Source organism: Streptomyces sp. 8L (assembly GCF_020176795.1).
Lineage (GTDB): Bacteria > Actinomycetota > Actinomycetes > Streptomycetales > Streptomycetaceae > Streptomyces.
Map to the genome: position 1 here is coordinate 1 of NZ_JAIUKE010000345.1, position 11643 is coordinate 11643.

Sequence of the window (11643 nt, forward strand, 5' to 3'; positions counted from 1 at the left end):
GGGGCCGGCCGCGGGGGGGGCGGGGGCGCCGGGGCGGGGGGGGGCCCGCCCGCCGGGGGGGGGGGGGCCCCCCCCGGGCCCCCCCGGGCCGCCGGTCGAGGGCCGTCCCCCTCGACCGGAGTACGTCCGGCCGGCACGCGGCCCCCCGGCCGCGCGCCGACACGGCGCGGCGGAGGGGCGGTTACGCGTCCGCCGCGATCCGGGCCAGGCGCTGGGCCTGACCGCGGGCCGAGCGCGCGACGGCGTCCTCGTCGACCCCCGTCAGGCGGCCGTCCTCGACCACACTCCGCCCGCCGACCATCGACAGCGTCACCGGTGCCGGGGCCCCGAGCACCAGCGCGGCGACCGGGTCGGCGATCGAGGAGTGCGCGAGTGTGTCCATCCGCCACAGCACCAGGTCAGCCAGTTTGCCCACCTCGATCGACCCGATGTCCCGTGCCCTGCCGAGGACTTGTGCGCCCCCGTAGGTGCCGAGGCGCAGCGCCCGACGGGTGGTGAGAGCCGCCTCGCGGTGGGCGCCGAGGCGGTTGACGAGGAGGGCGTTGCGCAGTTCGGTGTGGAGTTCGCCGGACTCGTTGGAGGCGGTGCCGTCCACCCCGAGCCCGACCGGGACCCCGGCGGCCAGCATGTCGGGGACGCGCGCGATGCCCGCGGCCAGCCGCGCGTTGGACGACGGGCAGTGGGCGACGCCGGTTCCCGTACGGGCGAACGCGGCGATGTCCGCGTCGTTCATGTGCACGCAGTGGGCCATCCACACGTCGGGGCCGAGCCAGCCCGTCGACTCGAAGTAGTCCGTGGGGCCCATGCCGAACAGCTCCTTGCAGAACTGCTCCTCCTCCACGGTTTCACTGCCGTGCGTGTGCAGGCGCACTCCCTTGCGGCGCGCCAACTCGGCTCCCTGCTTGAGCAGTTGCGTGGAGATCGAGAAGGGCGAGCAGGGGGCGACGGCGATCTGGACCATCGCGTCAGCCGACGCGTCGTGGTAGCGGTCGACGGTCTCCTCGGTCGCCGCGAGCGCCTCGTCGAGCGACTCGACGGCGAAGTCGGGCGGCAGGCCGCCGTCGGAGGCGCCCCGGTCCATCGAGCCGCGCGCCAGGGTGAACCGCACGCCCGTCTCGGCGGCGGCCCCGATGACGGCGCCCGACAGGTCGCCCGCACCGCGCGGGTAGACGTAGTGGTGGTCGGTGGCGGTCGTGACGCCGCCCCTGGCCATCATCGCGAGGGAGCCCTGCGCGGCGGCGCGCACCATCGGCTCGTCGATCCGGGCCCAGACCGGGTAGAGCGCGACGAGCCAGTCGAAGAGGTTGTGGTCGGTGGCGAGTCCGCGGGTGATCCACTGGTAGAAGTGGTGGTGGGTGTTGACGAGGCCGGGCGTCAGCAGGTGCCCGGTGCCGTCGATCCGCCGCACCACGTCCGTCAGGCCGTCCGGCGCGGGACCGGGGCCGACGGACTCGACGCGGCTGCCTGCGACGACGACATGGCCCGAGGCGTACTCGGTGTCCTCGGCGTCGACGGTCGCGACGGCACAGTTCTCGATGACGATGCGCGAAGCCGCCATGGCGGTTCCTCTTCCTGTGGCGGGCCCTGGGAGCCCTGAAGCTTACGGACCCGGGGGCCGAGCGGGGTGACGACCGAGTCCGCGGTGCGCCGCCGTCCGGCCGCCGGCTTCGCGGCGGACGGTGGCGCGTCAGGGGTGCGCAGATGCCCCCGCTCTCCCTCCTGACCCCGGAGGATGACCGGGGTGACGCCGGCGCGCGCGTCGAGGGTCGTGCTGCTGTGCTGTGTTGTGTTGTGCTCTGGCCTGGCCTGGACTGGACTGGCCTGGACTGGCCTGGACTGGCCTGGTGAGCGTGGGCGGCGCGTTCTAGAGGGTGGTCAGGTCCACCGGGATGAGCTGCTCCGCTCCGTCGCGCAGGATCGTGGCCTCGATCAGCCCGTAGGGCCGGTCCGCCGCGAAGTAGACGGGCCCGTCGGGCGCGTCCGTCTCGTTCTTGAGCCCGAAGGGTTCCATGTCCACCAGGAAATGGTGGTTGTTGGGCAGTGAGAAGCGGATCTCCTCGACATCCGCGTCGTGTTCGATGACGCGGGTGCCCATGCGGAACATGGTCTGCTGGAGCGAGAGCGAGTAGGTGTCGGCGAACGCCTGGAGGATGTTGGCCTTCGCCCGCGCGTAGGAGGCGTCCCAGTCGGGTGCGGGCGCGTCGCCGGCGCCGTTCCAGCCGTGCCGCCAGCGGGCGGACACGTCGGTGGCGAGAATGCGGTCGTGGGTCTCGGGCAGCGTCGTGTACTTGTCCCTGGCGTACCCCCAGAACTCGGAGTCGGTGGAGTTCAGCACGGTCAGGTCCTTGAGCCCGGAGATCACCTGGACGTGCTCGCCGTCGAAGGTCACCTGGGCCACCCTGGTCTCCTGCCCGGCGCGGACGAAGGAGTGGCCGGGGCCGCCGATGCGGTCCCACGCGTACTCCTCGACGCGGATGCGGGCCCGGTGGATCTGCTCCTGGCCCCGGACGAAGTGCCGGGCCAGGACCGTCGCGAACTCCTCGGCCGACGCGATGCCGTGTTCCTTGGCGAAGGCGTAGACCGTGTTCTTCGTGGTGTCCGTCGGCAGGACGTTGGCGTTCGATCCCGAGTAGTGGACCTCGTCCATCTCGCCCGAGAGGGAGACGGAGACGTTGAGGTCCTTGATGTGGTGGACGGTGTCGCGGCGTACGACCTTGACGACGCGGCACTCCGCCTTGCCGTACTGATTCTGGCCCAGAACGGTGGTGGGCATCTGCTAGCTCCCTCGGTAAACGGAGTAGCCGAACGGGTTGAGCAGCAGCGGCACGTGATAATGCTCCCCCGGCGCGACGGTGAACGAGACCGTGACGTCGGGGAAGAACGGGCCGCTGTCCCGAAGCGCGGGGGCGTCCTGCTGTGCCTCGGCTGGGGTGGTGGTTGCTGTTCCTGCGGTGCCGGCGGCCGGAGCGGGGTCCCGCGTTCCCGCGGTGCCGGCGGCCGGGGTACGGGCTTGCGCTGCCGCGGTGCCCGCGGCCGGGGCGGCCGCGAGGTAGGCCGCGGTGTCGAAGACCAGCCGTACGTGCGTGGAGCCCTCCGGCAGGGCCGGCAGGTCCTTGCAGCGGCCGTGCGCGTCGGTCGCCGAGGCGCCGAGCGCGGTCCAGTCGGCGTCCGGGCCGCCGCGGGCCGCCAGTGCGACCGGGATGCCCGCGGCGGGGCGGCCTGCGCTGGTGTCCAGGACGTGCGTGGACACGGAGGCGGGGGGCGCGGCCAGGAGGCGGCCGAGCCGGACCCGGTTGATCTTGCCGAGTTCGGCACGCGCGGTGGCACGCTCCTGCTCGGGCCCGTGGGCGAGCCGCCGGACGAGTGCGTCCCGCAGCTGCTCGGCGCTCGCCCCGCTCGCACAGACGAGGAAGACATGTCCGAACCTCTCCTGGTAGGCGAGGTTCAGTTCGACGAGCTCCGCCCGCCGGGCGTCGGACGCGCCGGCGAGGCCGCGCTGTTCGCGCGAGGAGACCGGGTCGCCGGGGGTGGGCCGCCCGATCTGGGGGTGGCCGGCCATGGCCTCGTCGAGGCCGGGTCCCGAGAGCGCTTCGGTGGCCTCGTCGCTCGCGGCGAGGAGCGCCTCGGCGGACGCGTACGGCCGCCCCTCGACCAGCCGCGAGCCCCAGTCGGAGGCGGCGCAGACGTCTCGCAGCGTGGCGAGCGCGTCGGACCGCGACGCGGAGTTGAACCGAGCGAGAGGGGACGTCACCGAAGCCTCCTGGCAGTGCTGGACCGGCTTCGCTCAGCTAACGCCCTCCGCGAGAGCACGTCAACACTTTGTTGAAAAATCCCTGGCGCGGCGCGCGCCACCGGTCGCGCCGCCGGTCAGTCGGATGCCGGAGCGGGCGGTGCCGGTCAGTCGGATGCCGGCGCGCCTCGGTCCGCGGGCTCCGACTGGTCGCGGGTGCGCGGGCCGGCCTCGCGGGAGGCGAGCAGGCGGAGCTTCTCGGCGCTGTCGCCGCCCTGGTCGGCGTGGTAGACGACGAGCAGCTGTCCCGCCGTCCCGCCGACGCCGAGTTTCTCCCTGTTCAGGGTGAGTTCGCCGACCTGGGGATGGTCCAGTGTGACGGACGCGCCCTCGCGGACCTGGACGTCGTGGCGCGCCCACAGCAGCCGGAAGCGGTCGCTGGCGCGCGACAGCTCGTCCACCAGCCCGGTGCGGCGGGGGTCGTCGGTGTCCGGGCCCGCCGCGTGCCGGAACCCGGCGACCATGCCGGCGGTGGCGCCCTCCCAGTCCGGATACAGGGAGCGTTCCGCCGGGTCGAGGAAGAGGTCGCGCAGACGGTTGCGGCCGGTCGCGAGGCGCGGCGAGAGCGCGGCCGCGAGCGGGTTCGCCGCGAGCACGTCGAAGGAGCGGCCCTCCAGGAACGCGGGCAGGCCGAGCGAGCCGAGCAGGCCCCGGATTCCGGCGGGCACCCGCTCCTCGCCGGAGTCGCGGCGCGCCGCACGGCCCGGTCCTGCCCCGAGGGCGAGCAGGTGGGCCGTGCCCGTCTCGTCGAGCTGGAGCACCCGGGCGATCGATTCGAGCACCTGGACCGAGGGGTTGCGGTCGCGGCCCCGTTCGAGTCGCAGGTAGTAGTCGGCGCTGATGCCGGCCAGCATCGCGACTTCCTCGCGGCGCAGGCCGGGAACGCGGCGGACACCGAACCGCGGGAGGCCCACACGGTCGGGCGTCACGAGTTCACGGCGGGCCCGCAGGTACGCGCCGAGCGTGTTGGTGTGATCGGCCATGCCTCAAGCGTAGGCGTGTCCGGTTGTACGTGCCTGGCCCCGCCGGGCCCAGGACCGGGGGAGGCCGCGGGCGCGGATCACGCCTCGCGCCGTGGCGGCTTGTCCTGTCCCTCGGCCTTGGCACGTTGCTCGTTCGCGTAGTTGAGGTAGTTGTAGACCGTGAAGCGGCTGACGCCGAGCGCGCTCGCCACCGTCTCCACCCCGTGCCGTACGGAGAACGCGCCGCGCGCCTCGAGGCCCCGTACCACCGCCTGTTTCGTACGGCGGTCGAGCTCGGCGAGCGGCATGCCGTGGGTGCGCTCGAGCGCCGCGAGGATGTGGTCCAGGGAGTCCGCCAGCTGCGGCAGGCGCACGGCCAGCACCCCGGTGCCCTCCCAGGACAGCACGACGTCGTCGGGGCCCGCGTCCCCGGGCTCCAGGATCTGGCCGCCCATCGCGTCGACGAGCGGGCGCACGGCGGCCACCAGCGGGTGGTCGGGCCGCCCGGTCACCCCTCGTCCTCCGTGACCACGCTGACCTGGACGGAGATCCGGGTGGCGCCCGCGCCGAGCGACTCGCGCAGCAGGCTGGTCACGGCGCCGAGCACCTCGTCCGCCGGGCCCTCGGCCGTGTTGCCGAACGGGCCGACGTCGAAGGCGTCGAGGTGTGCCCCGGCGACGACCTCGCGGGCGACGACCGCGTGCTCCGGTGCCTGTTCAAGGTCGAACGGCTCCGTCGTGTACTCCACCCTCAGCCGCACTGTGCCCCCACCAAATCGCTGTGACCTGTGGCTTCCCGACCCACGGTAGCGACTCTAACGGGCGCGCGGGCCGGCCGCGCCCCGGGGGAGCTCCGCTCCGTGCGGGCGGGGGAGGGACGCGTCAGAGGGAGGCGTCCGGGCCCGGGCGCGCGGCCCCGCGCAACTCGGCGTTCGGCCGGCGGGGCGCGCGGCGCTCACCAGTCGTGCACGGAGCCGTCGCCGCGGCGGCTCACGGGCAGGTACTTGGGGTCGTACGGGAAGCGCGCGGCGGCCTTCTCGTCGAAGGCGACGCCCAGCCCCGGTTCGTCCGAAGGGAACAGCGCGCCGTCGCGGTAGGTGTAGCCGGGCCTGAAGACCTCGTGGATGAGGGGGTCGTGCGCCATGTACTCCTGGATGCCGAAGTTCGGCACCGTCACGTCGAGGTGCACGGCGGCGGACATGCTGACGGGCGAGAGGTCGGTGGCGCCGTGCGAGCCGGTGCGCACCTGGTAGAGCTCGGCGAGGTGGAAGATCCGCCGCAGGTGGGTGATGCCGCCCGCGTGCACCACGGAGGCCCGGATGTAGTCGATGAGCCGCTCCGTGATGAGCTGCTGGCAGTCCCAGATGGAGTTGAAGACCTCGCCGACGGCGAGGGGGGTGCGGGTGGCCGCCCGCACCTGCCGGAGGTTCTCCTGGAGTTCGGCGGGCGTCGGGTCCTCCATCCACAGCAGCCGCAGGTCTTCGAGGCGGTGGCCGAGCTGCCCCGCCTCGGTGGGCGTGAGGCGGTGGTGCACGTCGTGCAGCAGGTGGAAGCCGAAGCCGAACCGTTCGCGTACGGCGGCGAGATAGCGGGGCGCGAAGTCGAGGTAGTCCTCGGTGTGCCAGAGCTGTTCGTCGGGCAATGCGGTGGCGGCCGGCTCGTAGCCCTGGCCTTCGCCGTGACGTACGCCGTAGCTGCCTGGCGAGCCGGGGACAGCCGCCTGCGCGCGGATCGCCCGGAAGCCGAGATCCTTGAACCGGTCGACGTCGTCGAGGAGTTCGGCCGTGTCCCGGCCGCTGGCGTGGCCGTAGACGAGGGCGCCCTCGCGGGCGAGCCCGCCGAGCAGGTCGTACACGGGCAGTCCCGCGACCTTGCCCTTGATGTCCCACAGCGCGGTGTCGACGGCGGCGATGGCGGTCATGGTGACGGGGCCGCGCCGCCAGTACGCGCCCTTGTAGAGGTAGTGCCACATGTCCTCGATACGGGCCGGGTCGCGGCCGACGAGCAGCGGGACGAGGTGGTCGCGCAGGTACGACGCGACGGACAGCTCCCGGCCGTTGAGCGTGGCGTCGCCGAGCCCCGTGACACCGTCGGACGTGGTGACGCGCAGCGTGACGAAGTTGCGTCCCGGCGAGGTGACGAACACCTCGGCGGCGGTGATGGTGGCCATGGCCCTGTCCTCTTTCCTCGGTGACCGGCGTGCCTTCGCGGAGCTGGGCCGACCGCCGGACCCCACCAGGACTCTGTCGCTCTCCGCCCCATGGTGCCGCACGGCGCCTGCCGCCCTTCGTCCGGACGCTTGGCTCAATGCCCTGGAGAACCGGGCGCGTTGGATGGCCAGGCGTCCAGGAAGTCGCTGATCAGCGGGTTGGCGTCGGCCGCGCGGGTCGCGAGGACGACGCGGACCGGGTCGATGCCCTCGATGGGCACGGTGGTCAGGTCGGGGCGCAGCCGGGGCCGCCGGTCGCCGGCGGCCAGGATGAGTACCGACCGTGCCTCGGCGACGAGGTCGAGCTTGTCCTCGAACGACTCGTAGCCGGCCGGTGCGCTGGGAGCCGGAACGCCGTCGGGGCGGGGCTCCAGGCGGGCGAAGCCGCTCCACCCCGGGACCGCGTCCTGGCATTCCGGCAAGGGTTCGCCGCCGAGATCGTCGATGGTCACCGACTCCCTTGCGGCCAGGCGGTGATCCTTCGGGACGACCAGAACCCGCGGTTCGGTATGCAGTTCGGTCAGGCGCAGGCGGTCGGCGGGGAAGGGCAGCGGGGAGCGGGCGACGAGGGCGTCCACGCGGCGGTCGGCGAGGGCGTGGGCGTCGTTCCAGTCCAGGTGGCGTGTGCGGATACGGACGGCCGGGTGCCGCTCCCGCAGCCGGCGTACGGCGTGGGTGATCACCAGGTCCTCGACGTATCCGACGGTGAACTCGCGCGACGCACCGGCGTCGCGGGCCGTGAGCTCGGCCTGACGGGCGGCTCGGAGCAGAGCCTGAGCCTGCGGCAGAAAAGCCCGGCCGGCTTCCGTGAGCCGGCTGCCCTGAGGAGTGCGGTCGAAGAGGCGTACGCCCAGGTGCTCCTCAAGGCGCTGGATCTGACGGCTCAGTGACGGCTGTGCGACATGCAGCGCGGTGGCGGCCCGGCCGAAGTTGGCGTGTTCCGCGACGACCGTGAAGTAGCCGACAAGCCGCATATCGAGGTCCGACCCGGGAACGCGCACGCGTTGAGCGTACCTCCATGCGGTGGGAGCATGACGGGTTGCCGATCGGGTCTTGGACGCCGTCGGCTGCCCGGGCCTTGAATCGGGGCATGGGAAAATACGACGCGAAGCGCGCCCTTGTCACCGGCGGCAGCAAGGGAATCGGCCTGTTCATCGCACGTCTGCTGGCCGACGAGGGCGCTTCTGTGATGGTCACGGGACGCGATGAGGCGGCGCTTGAGGCGGCCCGCGACGAGGGGCTGACCGCGGTGCGCAGCGATGCCACCTCGCACGCCGACATCGATGCCCTGGCGGGGAAGGCCGAGGAGGCGTTCGGTCAACTGGACGCGGTGTTCCTCAACGCAGGCATCACCGGTAACGCGTCCTTCGAGGCGACGACCGAGCGGATGTACGACGACATCTTCGCGGCCAACGCCAAGGGGCCGTACTTCACCTTGCGACGGCTGCTTCCGCTGCTTTCCGAGGGCAGCGGGGTGGTGCTGACGACATCGGTCACGAACGAGCTGGGGCTGCCGGACCACAGTGTGTACTCGGCGAGCAAGGCGGCCCTCCGGTCGATGGCGCGGAGCTGGGCGCGCGAGCTGCTGCCGCGCGGCATACGGGTCAACGCGGTGAGCCCGGGACCGGTCGACACCGGCATTCTGCACAAGACCCTGCCCGCCGATGTGGCGGATGGCATGCTCGCCGGTTTCGCCGCCCAGATTCCGATGCTGCGCACGGGGAAGCCGGAGGAGGTCGCACGCGCCGCCGTCTTTCTCGCCTTCGACGCGACCTACACCACAGGCGCCGAACTGGTCGTGGACGGTGGCGGCACCCAGTTGTGAGGCGGCCCGCGGGCCGGCCGGGGTCGGGGACGGACTTCCGCGCGCGGCGGGCGCCCCCTTGCTACCGTCCGCCGGAGGAACCCGGAGAAACGTGAACGGCCCGGTCGTCGGCCCCGGTGGCCCCGCCCGGGCCGTGGACCCCATGGAGGAGCGGCATCGTGCGCGTCAAGGACTTCGACCACCTGGTGCTCAACGTCGGCGACGTCGAGCGCTCCCTCGCCTTCTACTGCGGGCAGCTCGGCCTCGAACCCGTACGGGTGGCCGAATGGCGGGCCGGCACGGCCCCGTTCCCGTCCGTGCGCGTCACCCCCTCGACCATCATCGACCTGACGGACAAGCCGCGCGGCGAGTCCAATGTCGACCACATCTGCCTGGTGGTCGAGCCGCTGGACTGGCAGGAGGTCATCGACTCGGGCGAGTTCACCGTCCTCGAGGGCCCGGTCGGCCGCTTCGGGGCGCGCGGCAGCGCCCAGTCGGTGTACGTGGGCGACCCGGACGGCAACACGGTGGAGCTGCGCTGGTACCCCCAGGATCTCGACGCGCCCGCGTGAGGTTCCCGCGACGGACACGGCGGACGCGCCGGCGTCGCCGGCAGGGCGCCGTCGCCACGGCCGGGGCCGTCGCCGCGGCGCCCGCGACCGACGGGGATGAAATGTTTCAACTCCCGTTGTGCTTGCCTTGACAGGTGTGAGCTGCGCCACCTACGGTCCATCTGAATCGATTCATCACATCATCGCGCATCTCGTCACCGCCCCAGGAGTGGAAGACATGCCCGACGCCACCGAAGTGAAGGCCGCGCTCCTCGCGCGCTCCAACCGACTGGGCGCCGATCCGCGCAACACCAACTACGCGGGCGGCAACACCTCGGCGAAGGGCTCGGCGCCCGACCCCGTGACGGGCGGCGACGTCGAGCTGATGTGGGTGAAGGGCTCGGGCGGCGACCTCGGCACGCTGACCGAGCCGGGGCTCGCCGTGCTGCGGCTCGACCGGCTGCGCGCGCTCACCGGCGTCTACCCGGGGGTGGAGCGCGAGGACGAGATGGTCGCCGCGTTCGACTACTGCCTGCACGGCAAGGGGGGCGCGGCGCCGTCCATCGACACGGCCATGCACGGCCTGGTGGACGCCCCGCACATCGACCACCTGCACCCGGACTCGGGCATCGCGCTCGCCTGCGCGGCCGACGGCGAGGCGCTGACCCGTGCGTGCTTCGGCGACGCGGTGGTGTGGGTGGACTGGCGCAGGCCGGGCTTCCAGCTCGGTCTCGACATCGCCGCCGTCAAGGAGGCGAACCCCGGGGCGATCGGCTGTGTGCTGGGCGGACACGGCATCACGGCGTGGGGCGACACGTCCGAGGCGTGTGAGGCGAACTCACTGCGGATCATCCAGGAGGCCGAGCGGTTCCTCGCGGAACGCGGCACGGCACAGCCCTTCGGCGCGGAGCTCGAAGGGTACGGGGCGCTGCCCGCCGCCGAACGGCGGGGGCCCGCCGCCGCGTTGGCGCCGCTGCTCCGCGGCCTCGCGTCCACCGACCGGCCGCAGGTCGGGCACTTCAGCGACGCGGAGCCCGTACTGGACTTCCTGGCGCGTGCCGAGCACCCGCGGCTCGCCGCGCTCGGCACGTCGTGCCCCGACCACTTCCTGCGCACCAAGGTCCGGCCGCTGGTGCTCGACCTGCCGCCCGCCGCGCCGCTGGAGGACGCCGTCGCGCGCCTGAGGGTGCTGCACGAGGAGTACCGGACGGAGTACGCCGCCTACTACGCGCGGCACGCGGACGCCGGCTCGCCCGCCATGCGGGGCGCGGACCCGGCGATCGTGCTGGTGCCGGGCGTCGGGATGTTCTCGTACGGCAAGGACAAGCAGACCGCGCGCGTGGCGGGCGAGTTCTACCTGAACGCGGTCAATGTGATGCGCGGCGCCGAGTCCGTGTCGACGTACCGGCCGATCGAGGAGTCGGAGAAGTTCCGCATCGAGTACTGGTCGCTCGAGGAGGCGAAGCTGCGGCGGATGCCCCCGCCGAAGCCGCTGGCCGCGCGGGTCGCGCTGGTGACGGGCGCCGCCTCCGGCATCGGCAAGGCGGTGGCGCACCGGCTGGTCGCGGAGGGCGCGTGCGTCGTGGTGGCCGACCTGGACGCGGAGAGCGCGTCGGCCGTCGCGAAGGAGCTGGGCGGCCCGGACAAGGCCGTCGCGGTCGGCGTCGACGTGACGGACGAGGAGCAGATCGCCGCCGCCTTCCGGGCGGGCGTGCTCGCGTTCGGCGGCATCGACCTGGTCGTCAACAACGCGGGCATCTCCATCTCCAAGCCGCTGCTGGAGACGAGCGCCCGCGACTGGGACCTCCAGCACGACATCATGGCGCGCGGGTCGTTCCTGGTGTCGCGGGAGGCGGCGCGGGTGATGGGCGAGCAGGCCATGGGCGGCGACATCGTCTACGTCGTCTCGAAGAACGGTGTGTTCGCCGGGCCGAACAACATCGCGTACTCGGCGACCAAGGCCGACCAGGCGCACCAGGTGCGCCTCCTCGCGGCGGAACTCGGCGAGCAGGGCATCCGGGTCAACGGGGTCAACCCCGATGGTGTGGTGCGTGGTTCGGGCATCTTCGCGGGCGGCTGGGGGGCGAAGCGGGCCGCGGTGTACGGGGTGCCCGAGGAGAAGCTCGGCGAGTTCTACGCGCAGCGGACGCTGTTGAAGCGCGAGGTGCTCCCCGAGCATGTCGCCAACGCGGTGTTCGCGCTGACCGGCGGGGACCTGACGCACACGACGGGGCTGCACGTCCCGGTGGACGCGGGGGTGGCGGCGGCGTTCCTGCGCTGACACCCGGCACCGCCGCCTCGCCTCCCCCTCCCGGCACCGCCGCCGCC

At 72.9% G+C, this 11643-nt stretch carries 11 protein-coding genes; 3 read left to right on the forward strand and 8 right to left on the reverse strand.

From position 1 onward, the window contains the following. Nucleotides 1-181: 181 nt before the first annotated feature. The 8 genes from LCE31_RS25805 to LCE31_RS25840 all read right to left on the reverse strand — a co-directional run bounded on the left by LCE31_RS25805 (nucleotide 182) and on the right by LCE31_RS25840 (nucleotide 7934). Nucleotides 182-1558 carry an 8-oxoguanine deaminase gene (locus LCE31_RS25805; protein ID WP_225018128.1) on the reverse strand — a complete coding sequence of 459 codons (1377 nt, stop codon included), beginning with the start codon at nucleotides 1556-1558 and terminating at the stop codon, nucleotides 182-184. Between the two features lie 306 nt (nucleotides 1559-1864). Beyond that, nucleotides 1865-2773: a factor-independent urate hydroxylase gene (gene pucL / locus LCE31_RS25810; RefSeq protein ID WP_225018129.1), complete on the reverse strand. Its 909-nt coding sequence runs from the start codon at nucleotides 2771-2773 to the stop codon at nucleotides 1865-1867. Between the two features lie 3 nt (nucleotides 2774-2776). Continuing rightward, nucleotides 2777-3751, reverse strand: coding sequence for a 2-oxo-4-hydroxy-4-carboxy-5-ureidoimidazoline decarboxylase (gene uraD, locus LCE31_RS40945; RefSeq protein ID WP_225018130.1), 975 nt, complete (start codon nucleotides 3749-3751; stop codon nucleotides 2777-2779). Nucleotides 3752-3897: 146 nt separating this feature from the next. Beyond that, nucleotides 3898-4773: a helix-turn-helix domain-containing protein gene (locus tag LCE31_RS25820; RefSeq protein ID WP_225018132.1), complete on the reverse strand. Its 876-nt coding sequence runs from the start codon at nucleotides 4771-4773 to the stop codon at nucleotides 3898-3900. A gap of 77 nt (nucleotides 4774-4850) precedes the next feature. Continuing rightward, a complete protein-coding gene (locus tag LCE31_RS25825) occupies nucleotides 4851-5264 on the reverse strand; it encodes a helix-turn-helix domain-containing protein (protein ID WP_225018134.1) in 414 nt (137 codons plus the stop codon). Next, nucleotides 5261-5512 (reverse strand): hypothetical protein, encoded by a 252-nt coding sequence (locus LCE31_RS25830; RefSeq protein WP_225018136.1) that lies wholly within the window; start codon nucleotides 5510-5512, stop codon nucleotides 5261-5263. The genes LCE31_RS25825 and LCE31_RS25830 overlap by 4 nt, the downstream gene beginning before the upstream one ends. 194 nt (nucleotides 5513-5706) lie before the next feature. Further along, the gene (manD, locus tag LCE31_RS25835) at nucleotides 5707-6921 is read right to left on the reverse strand and encodes a D-mannonate dehydratase ManD (RefSeq protein WP_225018138.1); all 1215 of its coding nucleotides are present in this window, start codon (nucleotides 6919-6921) and stop codon (nucleotides 5707-5709) included. A gap of 134 nt (nucleotides 6922-7055) precedes the next feature. Next, on the reverse strand, nucleotides 7056-7934 hold the full coding sequence (locus LCE31_RS25840) for a LysR family transcriptional regulator (protein WP_225018147.1): 879 nt from the start codon (nucleotides 7932-7934) through the stop codon (nucleotides 7056-7058). A gap of 116 nt (nucleotides 7935-8050) precedes the next feature. Between LCE31_RS25840 and LCE31_RS25845 the strand changes: the two genes are divergently transcribed. From LCE31_RS25845 to LCE31_RS25855, 3 genes are all read left to right on the forward strand, one after another. Further along, nucleotides 8051-8785: an SDR family oxidoreductase gene (locus LCE31_RS25845; protein WP_225018141.1), complete on the forward strand. Its 735-nt coding sequence runs from the start codon at nucleotides 8051-8053 to the stop codon at nucleotides 8783-8785. A gap of 158 nt (nucleotides 8786-8943) precedes the next feature. After that, nucleotides 8944-9336: a VOC family protein gene (locus LCE31_RS25850; protein WP_225018143.1), complete on the forward strand. Its 393-nt coding sequence runs from the start codon at nucleotides 8944-8946 to the stop codon at nucleotides 9334-9336. Between the two features lie 217 nt (nucleotides 9337-9553). Beyond that, a complete protein-coding gene (locus LCE31_RS25855) occupies nucleotides 9554-11596 on the forward strand; it encodes a bifunctional aldolase/short-chain dehydrogenase (RefSeq protein ID WP_225018145.1) in 2043 nt (680 codons plus the stop codon). The last annotated feature ends 47 nt before the right edge of the window (nucleotides 11597-11643 follow it).

Bases quoted from the DNA above. Each gene is read 5' to 3' on its own strand.
- LCE31_RS25805 (WP_225018128.1), bottom strand. From the start codon at position 1,558: ATGGCGGCTTCGCGCATCGTCATCGAGAACTGTGCCGTCGCGACCGTC.
- pucL (WP_225018129.1), bottom strand. From the start codon at position 2,773: ATGCCCACCACCGTTCTGGGCCAGAATCAGTACGGCAAGGCGGAGTGC.
- LCE31_RS25820 (WP_225018132.1), bottom strand. From the start codon at position 4,773: ATGGCCGATCACACCAACACGCTCGGCGCGTACCTGCGGGCCCGCCGT.
- manD (WP_225018138.1), bottom strand. From the start codon at position 6,921: ATGGCCACCATCACCGCCGCCGAGGTGTTCGTCACCTCGCCGGGACGC.
- LCE31_RS25840 (WP_225018147.1), bottom strand. From the start codon at position 7,934: ATGCGGCTTGTCGGCTACTTCACGGTCGTCGCGGAACACGCCAACTTC.
- LCE31_RS25845 (WP_225018141.1), top strand. From the start codon at position 8,051: ATGGGAAAATACGACGCGAAGCGCGCCCTTGTCACCGGCGGCAGCAAG.
- LCE31_RS25855 (WP_225018145.1), top strand. From the start codon at position 9,554: ATGCCCGACGCCACCGAAGTGAAGGCCGCGCTCCTCGCGCGCTCCAAC.